Raw genomic sequence first — 14325 nt, 5'->3', positions numbered from 1 at the left:
GCGACAGCCCCGGAGGCGAACCGTGAGTCGACCCCGCATCGTGATCGTCGGTGCCGGCTTCGCCGGGTACCGGACGGCCAAGGAACTGTCCCGAAAAGCCCGCGGCAAGGCCGACATCACCCTGCTGAACCCGACCGACTACTTCCTGTACCTGCCCCTGCTGCCCCAGGTCGCCGCCGGGATCCTGGAACCCCGACGGGTGACCGTCTCCCTCTCCGACACCCTGCCCCGCGTGCGGCTGGTGCTCGGCGAGGCCGACGGCATCGACCTGGACGGCCGCACCGTCCACTACACCGATCCCGAGGGCGCCCGCGGCACGCTCGCCTACGACCGGCTGGTGCTGGCCGCCGGAAGCATCAACAAGCTGCTGCCCATCCCCGGCGTCGCCGAGCACGCGCACGGCTTCCGGGGCCTGCCCGAGGCGCTGTACCTGCGCGACCACGTGACCCGTCAGGTGGAGCTCGCCGCGGCCGCCGACGATCCCGAGACCTGCGCCGCCCGCTGCACCTTCGTCGTGGTCGGCGCCGGCTACACGGGCACCGAGGTCGCCGCGCACGGGCAGCTGTTCACCGATGCCCAGGTGCGCAGGCACCCGCTGCGCAAGGGCATGCGGCCGCGCTGGATCCTCCTCGACGTCGCGGAGCGGGTCCTGCCCGAGCTCGATCCGCAGCTGTCCCGCACCGCCGACCGCACGCTCAGGGAACGGGGTGTGGAGGTACGGATGGGTACCTCCGTGAAGGAGGCCACGTCGGACGGAGTGCTGCTGACCGACGGCGAGTTCGTCCCGACGCGGTCCCTCGTGTGGTGCGTGGGCGTACGGCCCGACCCGCTCGCCGAGTCGCTCGGACTGCCCATGGAGCGCGGCCGGCTGCTCGTCGACCCGAACCTCCAGGTACCGGGACGGCCCGAGGTGTTCGCGTGCGGCGACGCGGCCGCGGTGCCCGATCTGGACAACCCGGGCCAGTACACGCCGATGACGGCGCAGCATGCCTGGCGGCAGGGCCGTACGGCGGCCCTCAATGTCGCCGCCTCCCTGGGCGCCGGCGTGCGCCGCCCCTACGCACACCGGGACCTCGGCTTTGTCGTGGACCTCGGCGGGGTGAAGGCCGCGGCCAACCCGCTGGGCGTCCCGCTGTCGGGCCTCGCGGCCGGTGCCGTCACCCGCGGCTACCACCTCGCCGCGATGCCGGGCAACCGGGTCCGGGTCGCCGCCGACTGGCTGCTGGACGCCGTACTCCCGCGCCAGGCCGTCCAGTTGGGCCTCGTACGGTCCTGGGCGGTACCGCTGGACACCGCCTCACCGGAGCTGGCGCAGGCACCCGGCCCACGCCGGAGGGCCGACGCACGATCCGGGCCCGGCGCCGCGACCGAGCGTGAGACGCGGCCGGGCGAGCCCGCGGCCGGACAGGAGCCGGAGATCGTGGCGAGCGCGGGTGAGGCGGTGATCGCGGAGGCGAAGGCACGCGAGACGGCCGACCGGAAGTCGCCCGAGCGGGAGCCGGTGGAGTGGGAGTCACCTGAGTGGGAGTCGCCCGACCGGATGTCGCCGGAGCAGTCGCCCGAGCCCGCCAGGAACGAGCCCGCTTCGGAGCCCGCCAAGAATCAGCCGGGCCCCGAGCCCGCCAAGAATCAGCCGGGCCCCGAGCCTGCCAAGAATCAACCCGGCGGTGAGCCGGGCCAAGGCCCCGGCTCCGTCGAACGCACTGACGCGGACCCCGCGGAAGGAGACTCATGAACACCGGTGAACTCGTCGAACTCGCCCAGCAGTTGCGCGTGGACAGTGTGCGCGCCTCGGCCGCCGCGGGCTCCGGGCACCCGACGTCCTCGATGTCCGCCGCCGACCTGATGGCCGTACTCCTCGCGAACCACTTCCGCTACGACTTCGACCGCCCCGCGCACCCCGGCAACGACCGCTTCGTGCTGTCCAAGGGGCATGCCTCACCGCTGCTGTACGCCGCCTACAAGGCGGCCGGTGCCGTCGACGACGAGGAACTGCTGACCTTCCGCAAGCTCGACAGCCGTCTCGAAGGACACCCGACCCCCCGCAAGCTGCCCTGGGTCGAGACGGCGACCGGATCGCTCGGCCAGGGACTGCCGGTGGGCGTCGGCATCGCACTGTCCGGGAAGCGGCTGGACCGCAGCGACTACCGGGTGTGGGTGCTGTGCGGCGACAGCGAACTCGCCGAGGGCTCGATCTGGGAGGCCGCCGAGCACGCGGGCCACGAGCACCTCGACAACCTCACCGCGATCGTGGACGTCAACCGGCTCGGCCAGCGCGGCCCCACCCGGCACGGCCACGACCTCGACGCCTACGCCCGCCGCTTCCAGGCCTTCGGCTGGCACACCGTCGAGGTCGACGGGCACGACGTGGACGCCATCGACCGCGCGTACGGCGAGGCCGCGTCCACCAAGGGCCAGCCCACCGCGATCCTCGCCCGCACCCTCAAGGGCAAGGGCGTCGCCGACATCGAGGACCGCGAGGGACTGCACGGCAAGCCGCTAAAGAACGCCGACGACGCCATCGAGGAGCTCGGTGGCGTACGCGACCTGCGCGTCCAGGTGCAGGACCCGCCCGCCGCCCGCATCCTGCACGCCGTCCGCGCCGGGCACGTCGACCTGCCCCGCTGGGACACCGGTGAGGAAGTCGCCACCCGCGACGCCTACGGCCAGGCCCTCGCCGCCCTCGGCACCGGACGCGGTGACGTCGTCGCCCTGGACGGCGAGGTCGGCGACTCGACCCGTACCGAGTACTTCGCCAAGGAACACGCCGACCGCTACTTCGAGTGCTACATCGCCGAGCAGCAGATGGTCGCGGCCGCCGTGGGACTGGCCGCGCGCGGCTGGGTGCCGTACGCCGGCACCTTCGCGGCCTTCCTCACCCGGGCCTACGACTTCGTACGCATGGCCTCCATCAGCGGGGCCGGGATCAACCTGGTCGGCTCGCACGCGGGTGTCGCCATCGGGCAGGACGGGCCCAGCCAGATGGGCCTGGAGGACCTCGCGATGATGCGGGCGATCCACGGCTCCACCGTGCTGTACCCGTGCGACGCCAACCAGACCGCCCGCCTGATCGCCCAGATGGCGGACCTGGAGGGCATCCGCTATCTGCGCACCGGCCGCGGCGAGAGCCCGGTGATCTACGGCGCCGACGAGGAGTTCCCGATCGGCGGCAGCAAGGTGCTGCGCTTCTCCCAGAGCGACCGGCTGACGCTCGTCGCCGCGGGCGTCACCGTGCACGAGGCACTCAAGGCCGCCGAGGCACTGGAGCAGGAGGGCATCCGCGTCCGGGTCGTCGACCTGTACTCGGTCAAGCCTGTCGACCGGGCCACCCTGCGCCAGGCTGCCGAGGACACCGGCTGCCTGCTGACCGTGGAGGACCACCGCGAGGAGGGCGGCCTCGGCGACGCCGTCCTCGACGCCTTCACCGACGGCCGGCCCGTACCGCGCCTGGTGCGCCTGGCCGTCCGTACGATGCCCGGCTCGGCCTCGCCCGAGGAGTCGCTCCATGCCGCGGGCATCGACGCCGAGTCGATCGCGGCCGCCGCACGGCTGCTGGTGGAGCAGGCGATCGTGCCGTGACCGGGGACGACGTACGGACCGTACGCGCGGGCAAGCGCACCGTCGAGGTGCACCGGCCGGACAAGGTGCTCTTTCCCGGCGGCGACGGCGCCAAGGAGTACACCAAGGCCGATCTCGTCGACTACTACCGTTCCGTCGCGCCCTTCATGCTGCCGCACCTGCGGGGTCGTCCGCTGATGCTGGAACGGCACCCGGACGGCCTCGACGGCCCCCTGTTCATGCAGAAGAACACCCCGGACTCCTACCCGGAGTGGATCGGTCGCGTCGAGGTGACGAAGGAGGGCGGCACCGTCTGTCACACCGTCTGTGACGACACCGCCACCCTCCTGTACCTCGCCGACCAGGCCGCTCTCACCCTGCATCGCTGGCTGTCCCGGGCCGGGAGCGTGGAGCAGCCCGACCGGATGGTGTTCGACCTCGACCCGGCCGGGGACGACGACTTCGCCCTGGTGCGCGAGGCGGCCTGGCTGCTCGGGGAACTCCTCGACGAGCTGAGTCTGCCCTCGGCGCTGATGACCACCGGCTCGCGCGGGCTGCACGTCATCGTGCCGCTCAACGGCCGGCACGAGTTCGACGAGGTCCGTCAGTTCGCCAGGGACGTCGCCGACACCCTGGTCGCCGGCCACCCCGACCGGCTCACCACCGCCGCCCGCAAGAAGGACCGCGGCGACCGCCTCTACCTCGACATTCAGCGCAACGGCTATGCGCAGACCGCCGTCGCACCCTTCACGGTCCGTGCGAAACCCGGGGCTCCCGTGGCCACCCCGATGGCCTGGACCCAGCTGGACGACCCGGGTCTGGACGCCCGCCGCTGGACCATCGCCGACGCGGTCGACCAGGCCCGCACCAACCCGTGGGCCGGGGTCATGGCCAAAAGGCGCGCCCTCGGGCCCGCCCGGCGCAGGTTGAACGCCTTGATGCGCTCTTGAAGGTTTGGCGAAGGAACGAGCGGCCACCCGAGGTGAGAGGTGCTATGTCGAACACAAAAAACTCATCCGAATCACAGGATTCACGGAACTCCCGCAAAGGGACAGAAGAGGACACGGACGAGAAAGTGGCGGAGAACCGGCGGCCCAAGCCCATGGAGGTGCTGCGCGAGGCGCGCGCCCAGCTGGCCGAGCTCACCGGCATGACCGCCGAGAACGTGTCGTCCTTCGAACAGACGGAGGACGGCTGGGCGCTCGAGATCGAGGTCCTCGAGCTGACCCGTGTGCCCGACACGATGAGCCTCATGGCGAGCTACCAGGTCGAACTCGACCCGGAGGGACAGCTCACCGGCTATCGGCGCGTTCGCCGTTACGAACGCGGGCGCTCGGACGCACAAAGGCAGGGCGGCCGGTAGGCCGCTCCGCCGCACAGACATCCGTTCACCAGGACACAGAAAAGGAGGCGCGGTCGACATGACCGTTGTCCCGGCACAACAGGGCGGTGGCGGAGGCGGCTCCAGCGGCCTCTACGACGTTCTGGAACTGGTCCTCGACAGGGGTCTCGTCATCGACGCGTTCGTACGGGTCTCCCTGGTCGGCATCGAAATCCTGAAGATCGACGTACGGGTCGTGGTGGCCAGCGTCGATACGTATCTGCGCTTCGCCGAAGCGTGCAACCGGCTTGACCTGGAGGCCGGGCCCCGCAAGGACCCCGGTCTGCCCGACCTGGTCGGCGAGATCACCGAGTCCGGCGCCCGCGGCAAGTCCAAGGGAGCGCTGTCCGGGGCCGCCGAGACCATATCCGGCGCCTTCAAGCAGGCCCGTGAGGAAGGCCAGACGGAGTCCAGGCCGCGAGCCCGCAAGGCGACGTCCTCGCGCCGGAAGGAGGAAGAGGAGTGAGCACGTACGTGTACGGCATTACGGCCGCTTCCCACCCCGCGCTGTCCGAGGACCTGGTAGGGGTGGGCAACCCCGCCCTTCCGGTGCGGGTGCTCAAGGAGGGCGAGCTGGCGGCCATCGTCAGTGACTCCCCCGAAGGGCTGCGGCCCAAGCGCCGTGACCTCCTCGCCCACCAGAACGTGCTGAGCGAGGCGGGCGCGGACGGCTGCATCCTGCCCATGCGGTTCGGCAGCGTGGCCCCCGACGACGGCACCGTCACCGGGGTGCTCGCGGAACGCCAGGAGCACTACAAGGAGCGCCTGGGGACCCTCGACGGCAAGGTCGAGTACAACGTCAAGGCCACGCACGACGAAGAGGCCGTACTGCACCGCGTGATGTCCGACAACTCGGAAGTCCGCGCGATGACCGAGGCCAACCGGCAGGCGGGCGGCGGCAGTTACGAGGATCGCCTCAGGCTCGGCGAGATGGTCGTGGCCGCGGTCAAGGCCCGTGAGGCCGAGGACGCCGACGTGGTGCAGCGCACCCTGGAGCCCCTGGCCGACGCGATCAGCGTGGGCCCCGAGTCCTCCGGCTGGCTGGCCAACGTGTCCTTCCTCGTGGAGCGCGACGGGGCCGCGTCCTTCCTGGAGGCGGTGGACGAGCTGCGCAAGGCCCATCCGCACCTCGACCTGCGGGTCAACGGCCCGCTGCCGCCGTACAGCTTCGTCGAACCGGGCCCGGCGGAACCGGCGGGCACCACGGTCGGCATCGACCACGCGGAGGAGTGAGGCGGCCGTGGGTCTCATCGGAGAGGTGCTGCTGCTGCCGTTCGCCCCGGTACGCGGCAGCGCCTGGGTGATCAAGCAGGTGCTGAGCGAAGCGGAGCGCCTCTACTACGACCCGGCGACGGTCCGGGCCGAACTCTCCCGGCTCGAGGAGCAGCTCGAGGCGGGAGAGATCGATGAGGAGGAATTCGACCGACAGGAGGACGAGCTCCTCGAACGACTCGAGATCGGCCTGCGCGGTGGCGCGGGGACTGGCGACGGGACGACACGATGAACCGAACAGGACTGGGCCTCGCCGTAGGGGCCGGATATCTCCTCGGGCGCACGAAGAAACTGAAACTGGCGTTCGCCGTCGGCACGCTCGTGGCCGGCAAGCGGATGCATCTGAGCCCGCGGGCCGTGGCTGATCTGGTCTCCCAGCAACTGTTGAAGAACCCGCAGTTCAAGGAGATAGGCGACACGCTCCGCGAGGACCTGCGAGGCGTCGGCAAGGCGGCCTCCGGGGCCATGGTGGAGCGGCAGATCGACGCGATCGCCGACCGGCTGCACGGCCGCACCGCCGAGGTCCGTGATCAGCTCTCCGGCGTGGCGCCGGACGTGCCGGGCCTCTCCGACGACGAGGACGAGGAGCCCGAGGAGGAGACGGAGACCGCTGAGGCCGAGGCCGACGAGGAGCCCTCGGACGAGGTCGACGAGGACGAGGAGACCGACGAGGCGGACGAGGAGCCCTCGGACGAGCACGAGGACGACGAGGCCGAGGCCGACGAGGACGAGCGGGACGAGGCTCCGGCCGCGGCGAAGAAGACCGCCAAGAAGGCCCCGGCCAAGAAGACGGCCGCGAAGAAGGAGCCGGGCCGCAAGCCGCCCGCGAAGAAGGCGGCGCAGAGCCCGGGCCGCACGGCCGGCAAGAAGACCGCGGCCAAGAAGACCACGGCGAAGAAGACGGCCGCCAAGAAGGCGACCTCGGCCAGGGGGGCCGGCCGGAGTACCCGGGCCCGACTGCCGAAGGGAGGCGGTGAGTGATGACCGACACCGCCCGGAACGCCACCGACAAGGCGAAGAGCAACCCGCTCACCGACATGGCCCACAGCGAGGCCGCCGACCGGCTCAAGACCGAGCTGCAGGAGTACGTCTCCGCGCAGGCCCAGCGCATGCTGGTCGGCGTCGGCCGCAAGCTCGGCGAGACCACCGGCAAGCTCAACGACATCGCCGAGGGCAACAGCCCCGGCTTCGCCAAGCTCGCCCTCGACGGCGGCCGCAAGCTCGCCGAGGGCAAGGGGCCCATGCGCAGCGCGGCCGAGCTCGGCTTCTCGCATGCCAAGGACAAGGTGGTCGGCGCCTTCAAGAACCTCGGCGGCGGCAAGGGCAAGCGCAAGAGCGGGTCCGGTCAGAAGCCCATGGTGATCATCGAGTTCATCGATGTCGGCGTGGACCTGCGCACGGCCTACGACCAGTGGACGCAGTACCAGGACTTCTCCACCTTCGCGAAGGGCGTCAAGAGCGCGAACCGCGCCGACGACACCCACAGCGACTGGCAGATGAAGATCTTCTGGTCCAACCGCAACTGGAAGGCCACCACCACCGAGCAGATTCCCGACGAACGGATCCAGTGGACGTCGGAGGGTGCCAAGGGCACGACCAAGGGCGTCGTCTCCTTCCACAAGCTCGCCGACAAGCTCACCCGCGTCCTGCTGGTGATCGAGTACTACCCCCAGGGCCTGTTCGAGAAGACCGGCAACATCTGGCGCGCCCAGGGCCGCCGGGCCCGGCTGGACCTCAAGAACTTCGCCCGCTTCATCACCCTCAAGGGGGAGGCGGAGGACGGCTGGCGCGGCGAGATCCAGGACAGCGAGGTCGTCAAGAGCCACGAGGACGCGGTGGCGGAGGAAGAAGAGGCCGAGGGCACCGAGGAAGAGGACGAGGAAGAGCAGGAGGGCCCCGAAGCCGAGTACGAGACCGAGGACGAGCCCGAGGAGGAGGGCGAGCCCGAGGACGAGTACGAGGAGTACGACGAGGAGGAGGAGCCCGAGGACGAGGCTCCCGCGGATGAGGCTCCCGAGGACGAGGAAGAGATGTCCGAGGAAGAGGTGCCCGAGGAAGAAGAGGAAGACGAGTACGCGGAGGGTGGGAGCCGACGATGAGCATGCCCAGCCGGCTCCCGGATCCCTACGGTCAGGGGAGCGGCGCCAACCTGGCCGACATCCTGGAGCGTGTGCTGGACAAGGGCATCGTCATCGCGGGAGACATCCGCATCAACCTGCTCGACATCGAGCTGCTCACCATCAAACTGCGGCTCATCGTCGCCTCGGTCGACAAGGCCAAGGAGATGGGGATCGACTGGTGGGAGGACGACCCGGCGTTGTCCTCCCGCGCCCGCCGTGACGAACTCGCCCGGGAGAACAGCGAGTTGCGCGAACGGCTCGCGCGCCTGGAGGAGCTGGAGCCCAGCCGCCGTGCCGAGGAGGAGAGTTCATGACCGGACTGCGGTACGTGTACGCCGTCTGCCACCCCTTCGGCACCCCGTTGCAGGCCCAGCTGGCCGGGGTGGCCGGTGACCCGCCCCGACTGCTGCACCACCACGGGCTGGTGGCCGTCGTCAGCCATGTGCCGGAGCGGGACTTCGCCGAAGAACCGCTCCGCAGGCATCTCGAGGACCTGGACTGGCTGACCGGGACCGTGCGCGCGCACCAGAGCGTGATCGACGCGCTCACCGTCGTCACCACCCCGCTGCCGCTCCGGCTCGGCACCGTGTTCCGTGACGACAGCGGTGTCCGCGTGATGATCGAGGAACGCGAGGAAAGCTTCCGGCGCACCCTCGACCGGCTTCATGACCGGGTGGAGTGGGGCGTCAAGGTGTACGCCGAGACGGCCGCCCCAGACCGCGCGGAGCCCGCCGAGACGCCGGCCAAGCCGGTCTCGGGCCGGGACTATCTGCGGCAGCGGCGGCAGAGCGTGCGTTCGCACGAGGAGATGTGGCAGCAGGCGGAGGCCTTCGCGACCCAGCTGCACGAAACGCTTTCCGGATATGCCGAGGACGCGCGGCTGCACGCCCCGCAGAATCCCACGCTGTCCGGAGCCTCCGGACAGAACATTCTGAATGCGGCCTATCTCGTGCCGCGCGGCGAGTCCGAGGAATTCGTGGAAATGGTGGACCGCACCAAGGGTGAACTCCCGGGAATGCGGGTGGAACTCACAGGGCCCTGGGCGGCCTATTCCTTCGCGGGGGAGGAACAGCAGCCGTGACCGTCATCGAGCGCCGCGAGGTGGCCCTTGTCGACCTGCTCGACCGGCTGCTGGCCGGCGGGGTCGTCATCACCGGGGACATCACCCTGCGGATCGCGGACGTCGACCTCGTGCGCATCGACCTCAACGCGCTGATCAGCTCGGTCAACGCTCAAGTTCCCTCACCGTGGGAGGAGTTGTTGTGACGACCCGACGCAGCAACCGGATGGACCTGGAGCCCGACACGGTCGAGCGTGACCTGGTCAAGCTTGTGCTGACCGTCGTGGAGCTGCTGCGACAGCTCATGGAGCGCCAGGCGCTGCGCCGGTTCGACGAGGGCGACCTGAGCGAGGAGCAGGAGGAGCGGATCGGTCTCACCCTCATGCTCCTCGACGAGCGCATGACCGAACTGCGCGAGCGGTACGGACTGCGGCCCGAGGACCTGAACCTGGACCTCGGGCCGCTGGGGCCGTTGCTTCCCCGGGAATGAGTTCCCGGGAACGTCACCACCTGTACCAACGACCCCTGCCTCCGGACGATGTCGTCCCACGCATCAGGAACCCCAGCAACCACAGGACGAGCACAGCCAGTGCGATCCACCAGAGAATCTTCACCGCGAAACCGGCGCCGAAAAGAATCAGCACCAGAAGCAGAACGAGCAGGATGGCAATCATAATCTGAACCTCCTGCATTCCGAGTTTCCCGGAATGTGCGTTTCAGACTTCCTTTCGGCACAGAATCTCTCCGTGCAGCACACAGAACCACCCGTCGTCCTTCCTGCCCCAGTCCCGCCAGGCCTCCGAGACGGCCCGCAGCCGTTCGGCGGTGGCGTGGCCGCCCTCGGTGGCCCGCCGCGCGTACGCCGAGGCCACCGTGCGGTCCGCCCACAGCCCGCTCCACCACTCCCGCTCCTCGGCGGTGGAGTAGGTCCAGGTGCCGGAGCTCGCGGTGATGTCCGTCAGGCCCGCCCGCAGCGCCCAGGACTTCAGTCGCCGGCCGGCGTCCGGCTCACCGCCGTTGGCCCGGGCCACCCGGCGGTACAGGTCCAGCCAGTCGTCCAGCCCCGCGGAGGCCGGGTACCAGGTCATGGCCGCGTAGTCCGAGTCGCGCACCGCGATGAGTCCGCCCGGCCTGGTGACCCGCCTCATCTCGCGCAGTGCCTGCACCGGGTCCCCGACGTGCTGGAGCACCTGGTGGGCGTGGACCACGCAGAAGGTGTCGTCCGGGAAGTCCAGCGCGTGCACGTCGGCGACCGCGAAGTCGACGTTCGTCAGATGCCGCTCGGCGGCTGTGGCGCGCGCCTGGTCCAGGATGCCGGGCGCGTGGTCCACGCCCGTGACCTGCCCGTCCGGGACCAGGGCCGCCAGGTCCGCGGTGATCGTGCCGGGTCCGCAGCCGATGTCCAGGACCTTCATGTGGGGCTTGAGCGAACCGAGCAGGTAGGCCGCCGAGTTGGCGGCGGTGCGCCAGGTGTGCGAGCGGAGTACGGACTCGTGGTGACCGTGTGTGTAGACGGCGGTCTCCCGCGGCTTCCCCTGTGGTCCAGACATGGCTGAGCTCCCCTTTTCGGCAAGTCCGTCGATACCAGGAACCGTACGCCCGCATGTCGCATGGTGAGACCCCAGTATTAACATGTGGACTGACGGATAATCAGCTCCCGGACGGCGGCCGGTACACGGTGAGGGCCTCGGGCAGCTTCTCCGGGTACCCGCCCCCGGGGTGCTTGCTCGGTGGCAGGAGATATGCGTTTGCCCTGGTCCCGTCCGCGCGTCGACAATGCGCCCCATGGGACATCTGGAAGCCGCGCATCTCGAGTACTACCTCCCCGACGGGAGGGCGCTGCTCGGCGATGTGTCGTTCCGGGTGGGCGAAGGGGCCGTGGTGGCCCTCGTCGGGCCCAACGGCGCCGGCAAGACGACCCTGCTGCGGCTGATCTCCGGCGAGCTGAAACCGCACGGCGGGACGGTCACCGTGAGCGGCGGTCTGGGCGTGATGCGCCAGTTCGTGGGGTCCGTACGGGACGAGACGACCGTACGGGACCTGCTCGTGTCGGTCGCGCCGCCCCGGATCCAGGAGGCCGCGCAGGCCGTCGACCGGGCCGAGCACCTGATCATGACCGTGGACGACGAGGCCGCCCAGCTGAAGTACGCGCAGGCCCTGTCCGACTGGGCCGAGGTGCGCGGGTACGAGTCCGAGACGCTGTGGGACATGTGCACCACGGCCGCGCTCGGGGTGCCCTACGACAAGGCGCAGTTCCGGCAGGTGCGGACGCTGTCCGGCGGCGAGCAGAAGCGGCTCGTGCTGGAGGCGCTGCTGCGCGGCACGGACGAGGTGCTGCTGCTCGACGAGCCGGACAACTACCTCGACGTGCCCGGCAAGCGCTGGCTGGAGGAGCGGCTGAAGGAGACCCGCAAGACCGTCCTGTTCGTCTCCCACGACCGGGAACTGCTCTCGCGGGCCGCCGAGAAGATCGTCTCCGTGGAACCCTCGCCCGCCGGTGCGGACGCCTGGGTGCACGGCGGCGGATTCGCCACCTATCACGAGGCGCGGCGCGAACGCTTCGCCCGTTTCGAGGAGTTGCGCCGGCGCTGGGACGAGAAGCACGCGCAGCTCAAGAAGCTGGTGCTCAACCTCCGCCAGGCGGCCAGCATCAGCCATGAGCTGTCCTCGCGCTACCAGGCGGCCCAGACCCGGCTGCGCAAGTTCGAGGAGGCCGGACCGCCGCCCGAGCCGCCGCGCGAGCAGGACATCACCATGCGGCTCAAGGGCGGCCGCACCGGCGTAAGGGCCGTCACCTGCGCGGGACTTGAACTGACCGGCCTGATGAAGCCCTTCGACCTGGAGGTCTTCTACGGCGAACGCGTCGCCGTCCTCGGCTCCAACGGCTCCGGCAAGTCGCACTTCCTGCGGCTGCTGGCGGGGGACGCCACGGTGGCGCACACCGGGCAGTGGAAGCTGGGCGCGCGGGTCGTGCCCGGCCACTTCGCGCAGACGCACGCCCACCCCGAGCTCTTCGGCCGCACCCTCCTCGACATCCTCTGGAAGGAGCACGCCCAGGACCGCGGTGCCGCGATGTCCCGGCTGCGCCGCTACGAACTGACCGGCCAGGCCGAGCAGAACTTCGACCGGCTCTCCGGCGGCCAGCAGGCCCGCTTCCAGATCCTCCTGCTGGAGCTCCAGGGCGTCACCGCGCTGCTCCTGGACGAGCCCACGGACAACCTCGACCTGGAGTCCGCCGAGGCCCTCCAGGAGGGCCTGGAGGCCTTCGACGGCACGGTCCTCGCGGTCACCCACGACCGCTGGTTCGCGCGGTCCTTCGACCGGTTCCTGGTCTTCGGCTCGGACGGGCGGGTGCGTGAGACGCCGGAGCCGGTGTGGGACGAGCGACGCGTGGAACGGGCCCGGTGACCGAGGGTCACCGAGCCCGTCCGAAGCGTCTCAGGCCCAGCGCAGCAGAGCGCCCAGGCCGCCCACCGGCGCCTCCTCGGCCACCGGGGTCACCGAGAGCGCCGGAGCGCCCGTCGCGACCGCCGACCTGATCAGCGCGTCGTCCGCCCGGGCCGACCAGGAGTTCTGTTCACCGAGGATCTTCAGATCCGTACGGCGGACCGCCAGCTGGTCGGCGTCCTCGCCGACCCACACCTCGCGGTGCGCGTCGGGCCCGTCCGGGCGGATCAGGAGCTCGTCGATACGGTGCTCACGTGCGGCCTCGACCAGCGCGGGAACGCCTTCCACGGCCCCGGGACGGCCGTCGTCGCCCGGTGCGCGGGCCGCGAGGAACCGTTCCAGCTCCCGCTCCGTGCGCTGCCGTACGTACTCGGCACGGGCCCGCTCCACGTCCTCGTCGAGCAGCCGGCTCCCGGCGCCGTGCTCGGCCTCCACGACCCGGTCCTGCAGCGCCTTGGGCAGCCGCTCGTGCACCGACCGCTTCTCCCGCTCGTCACCGACCAGGATCAGCACGTCGGCGCCGGTCTCCTCCTGGCAAGCGGCCAGCGCGTCGGCGATCTCGGCCGCGTTGTGCTCCCAGGTGTTCTCCACCCGCAGCTGGAAGTGCCGCTCCGACCAGTCGGAGCTGCTCGTGCGGTGGACGGGCCACTGCCTGCCGGTGACCGTGCCTGCACCCTGCCGGACGAGCGCCCCGCGCAGTTCGAAGTCGGCGCCCTTGCGGTCGACGTACGCCACCACGCACAGCGGGTCCTCGCCGGCCAGCTCCAGCAGGGGCGCGGTGTGCGGCAGCGGGGCCCAGCGGACCAGGCTGCCCTCGGGTGACCTGGTCAGAGGGGGGTCCAGGACGACTTCGCCGGCCCGGGCGAAGACGGCCCGGCCGTGCGGTTCGGACGAGTGCCGCAGTTCCTCCAGCGCCTCTCGTACGGCCACGCAGGTCTTCTCGTCGGCTCCCTGCACGGACAGCTCGCGGGAGGCCGCCAGCGCCGCGAGATGCCGTTCGTGGGGGGTGTCCTCCGTATGCCGGGACGTGTCGACGTAGACGGAGGCCCAGGGGCCCGGATGTTCGTAGAGTGGATGCAGGAAAGCGAGATCCATGTTTCCCTCCCGGATGCCGCTCGGGGGCAGTGCGGTAATGCGTGCGGGGCGGGTACCCGAAGCACATGAACGAACACGACGAGCGGGACACCACGATGACCGGAGTCGACCCCAGCCGGTTGGACGACCACCAGCTCATGAAAGAGCTGGAGACGATCCATCGCACCCGGCACGAAACGCTGCTCCACGGCTCGAACGACGCGCTCAGTGCCCACAACCAGCGCATGGCCCGCCTCGAGGGCGAGTACCTGCGCCGCAACCCGCGCCGGACGGTGGCCGCGGGCCGGACCCGTGAGGGCGCGCGGGAGCGCAAGGCGGGGGAGTCGGCGACACCGGCGCTGGACTGACCGGGCCCCCGACAGCCGACGCCGACAGCCGACGGTGACCTGCCG

At 70.6% G+C, this 14325-nt stretch carries 18 protein-coding genes; 15 read left to right on the top strand and 3 right to left on the bottom strand.

Annotated features, from left to right (window positions below; translation table 11 throughout):
- Positions 1-22: 22 nt before the first annotated feature.
- From D1369_RS07005 to D1369_RS06945, 13 genes are read left to right on the top strand one after another with little or no spacing between them, the layout of a single operon-like run.
- Positions 23-1735, top strand: coding sequence for an NAD(P)/FAD-dependent oxidoreductase (locus D1369_RS07005; RefSeq protein ID WP_037901953.1), 1713 nt, complete (start codon positions 23-25; stop codon positions 1733-1735).
- Positions 1732-3579 carry a transketolase gene (locus D1369_RS07000; RefSeq protein ID WP_007385858.1) on the top strand — a complete coding sequence of 616 codons (1848 nt, stop codon included), beginning with the start codon at positions 1732-1734 and terminating at the stop codon, positions 3577-3579. Before D1369_RS07005 ends, D1369_RS07000 begins: the two co-directional genes overlap by 4 nt.
- Complete coding sequence (gene ligD / locus D1369_RS06995; protein WP_007385859.1) at positions 3576-4508, top strand: non-homologous end-joining DNA ligase; 933 nt, start codon at positions 3576-3578, stop codon at positions 4506-4508. The genes D1369_RS07000 and ligD overlap by 4 nt, the downstream gene beginning before the upstream one ends.
- A 44-nt stretch (positions 4509-4552) precedes the next feature.
- Entirely contained in the window at positions 4553-4921 is a 369-nt protein-coding gene (locus D1369_RS06990; RefSeq protein ID WP_007385860.1) for a gas vesicle protein, read from the top strand.
- A gap of 58 nt (positions 4922-4979) precedes the next feature.
- A complete protein-coding gene (locus D1369_RS06985) occupies positions 4980-5405 on the top strand; it encodes a gas vesicle structural protein GvpA (protein ID WP_007385861.1) in 426 nt (141 codons plus the stop codon).
- Positions 5402-6172 (top strand): GvpL/GvpF family gas vesicle protein, encoded by a 771-nt coding sequence (locus D1369_RS06980; RefSeq protein ID WP_007385862.1) that lies wholly within the window; start codon positions 5402-5404, stop codon positions 6170-6172. The genes D1369_RS06985 and D1369_RS06980 overlap by 4 nt, the downstream gene beginning before the upstream one ends.
- Positions 6173-6179: 7 nt before the next feature.
- Positions 6180-6443: a gas vesicle protein GvpG gene (locus D1369_RS06975; RefSeq protein ID WP_007385863.1), complete on the top strand. Its 264-nt coding sequence runs from the start codon at positions 6180-6182 to the stop codon at positions 6441-6443.
- Positions 6440-7192, top strand: a complete 753-nt coding sequence (locus D1369_RS06970; protein WP_007385864.1) for a hypothetical protein — start codon at positions 6440-6442, stop codon at positions 7190-7192. Before D1369_RS06975 ends, D1369_RS06970 begins: the two co-directional genes overlap by 4 nt.
- Entirely contained in the window at positions 7192-8310 is a 1119-nt protein-coding gene (locus D1369_RS06965) for an SRPBCC family protein (RefSeq protein WP_037901955.1), read from the top strand. The genes D1369_RS06970 and D1369_RS06965 overlap by 1 nt, the downstream gene beginning before the upstream one ends.
- The gene (locus tag D1369_RS06960; protein ID WP_007385866.1) at positions 8307-8645 is read left to right on the top strand and encodes a gas vesicle protein; all 339 of its coding nucleotides are present in this window, start codon (positions 8307-8309) and stop codon (positions 8643-8645) included. Before D1369_RS06965 ends, D1369_RS06960 begins: the two co-directional genes overlap by 4 nt.
- Complete coding sequence (locus D1369_RS06955; RefSeq protein WP_007385867.1) at positions 8642-9412, top strand: GvpL/GvpF family gas vesicle protein; 771 nt, start codon at positions 8642-8644, stop codon at positions 9410-9412. Before D1369_RS06960 ends, D1369_RS06955 begins: the two co-directional genes overlap by 4 nt.
- Positions 9409-9597 carry a gas vesicle protein gene (locus D1369_RS06950; protein ID WP_007385868.1) on the top strand — a complete coding sequence of 63 codons (189 nt, stop codon included), beginning with the start codon at positions 9409-9411 and terminating at the stop codon, positions 9595-9597. Before D1369_RS06955 ends, D1369_RS06950 begins: the two co-directional genes overlap by 4 nt.
- 20 nt (positions 9598-9617) lie before the next feature.
- Positions 9618-9881, top strand: a complete 264-nt coding sequence (locus D1369_RS06945; RefSeq protein ID WP_037903860.1) for a gas vesicle protein K — start codon at positions 9618-9620, stop codon at positions 9879-9881.
- A gap of 13 nt (positions 9882-9894) precedes the next feature.
- On the opposite strand, the gene D1369_RS06940 is transcribed toward D1369_RS06945, so the two are convergent.
- Together D1369_RS06940 and D1369_RS06935 are read right to left on the bottom strand one after the other, a co-directional pair.
- Positions 9895-10065, bottom strand: a complete 171-nt coding sequence (locus D1369_RS06940) for a hypothetical protein (RefSeq protein ID WP_037903861.1) — start codon at positions 10063-10065, stop codon at positions 9895-9897.
- A 42-nt stretch (positions 10066-10107) separates the two neighbouring features.
- Entirely contained in the window at positions 10108-10941 is an 834-nt protein-coding gene (locus D1369_RS06935; protein ID WP_007385871.1) for a class I SAM-dependent methyltransferase, read from the bottom strand.
- Between the two features lie 235 nt (positions 10942-11176).
- Between D1369_RS06935 and D1369_RS06930 the strand changes: the two genes are divergently transcribed.
- Entirely contained in the window at positions 11177-12799 is a 1623-nt protein-coding gene (locus D1369_RS06930; RefSeq protein ID WP_007385872.1) for an ATP-binding cassette domain-containing protein, read from the top strand.
- Between the two features lie 30 nt (positions 12800-12829).
- On the opposite strand, the gene D1369_RS06925 is transcribed toward D1369_RS06930, so the two are convergent.
- Positions 12830-13933, bottom strand: a complete 1104-nt coding sequence (locus D1369_RS06925; RefSeq protein ID WP_007385873.1) for a Vms1/Ankzf1 family peptidyl-tRNA hydrolase — start codon at positions 13931-13933, stop codon at positions 12830-12832.
- 65 nt (positions 13934-13998) lie between these two features.
- Between D1369_RS06925 and D1369_RS06920 the strand changes: the two genes are divergently transcribed.
- Positions 13999-14280: a DUF6158 family protein gene (locus D1369_RS06920; RefSeq protein ID WP_037901957.1), complete on the top strand. Its 282-nt coding sequence runs from the start codon at positions 13999-14001 to the stop codon at positions 14278-14280.
- Positions 14281-14325 lie beyond the last annotated feature (45 nt).

Origin of the sequence: Streptomyces sp. CC0208 (assembly GCF_003443735.1) — a bacterium.
GTDB classification, from domain to species: Bacteria; Actinomycetota; Actinomycetes; order Streptomycetales; family Streptomycetaceae; genus Streptomyces; species Streptomyces sviceus.
The sequence above is the reverse complement of the archived record's forward strand: the minus strand, read 5'-3'. Positions and strand labels throughout refer to the sequence as shown.

Excerpts from the sequence above, each read along its gene's own strand:
- D1369_RS07000 (WP_007385858.1), top strand. The coding sequence starts at position 1,732 with ATGAACACCGGTGAACTCGTCGAACTCGCCCAGCAGTTGCGCGTGGAC.
- D1369_RS06990 (WP_007385860.1), top strand. The coding sequence starts at position 4,553 with ATGTCGAACACAAAAAACTCATCCGAATCACAGGATTCACGGAACTCC.
- D1369_RS06985 (WP_007385861.1), top strand. The coding sequence starts at position 4,980 with ATGACCGTTGTCCCGGCACAACAGGGCGGTGGCGGAGGCGGCTCCAGC.
- D1369_RS06970 (WP_007385864.1), top strand. The coding sequence starts at position 6,440 with ATGAACCGAACAGGACTGGGCCTCGCCGTAGGGGCCGGATATCTCCTC.
- D1369_RS06965 (WP_037901955.1), top strand. The coding sequence starts at position 7,192 with ATGACCGACACCGCCCGGAACGCCACCGACAAGGCGAAGAGCAACCCG.
- D1369_RS06960 (WP_007385866.1), top strand. The coding sequence starts at position 8,307 with ATGAGCATGCCCAGCCGGCTCCCGGATCCCTACGGTCAGGGGAGCGGC.
- D1369_RS06955 (WP_007385867.1), top strand. The coding sequence starts at position 8,642 with ATGACCGGACTGCGGTACGTGTACGCCGTCTGCCACCCCTTCGGCACC.
- D1369_RS06945 (WP_037903860.1), top strand. The coding sequence starts at position 9,618 with ATGGACCTGGAGCCCGACACGGTCGAGCGTGACCTGGTCAAGCTTGTG.
- D1369_RS06940 (WP_037903861.1), bottom strand. The coding sequence starts at position 10,065 with ATGATTGCCATCCTGCTCGTTCTGCTTCTGGTGCTGATTCTTTTCGGC.
- D1369_RS06935 (WP_007385871.1), bottom strand. The coding sequence starts at position 10,941 with ATGTCTGGACCACAGGGGAAGCCGCGGGAGACCGCCGTCTACACACAC.
- D1369_RS06930 (WP_007385872.1), top strand. The coding sequence starts at position 11,177 with ATGGGACATCTGGAAGCCGCGCATCTCGAGTACTACCTCCCCGACGGG.
- D1369_RS06925 (WP_007385873.1), bottom strand. The coding sequence starts at position 13,933 with ATGGATCTCGCTTTCCTGCATCCACTCTACGAACATCCGGGCCCCTGG.
- D1369_RS06920 (WP_037901957.1), top strand. The coding sequence starts at position 13,999 with ATGAACGAACACGACGAGCGGGACACCACGATGACCGGAGTCGACCCC.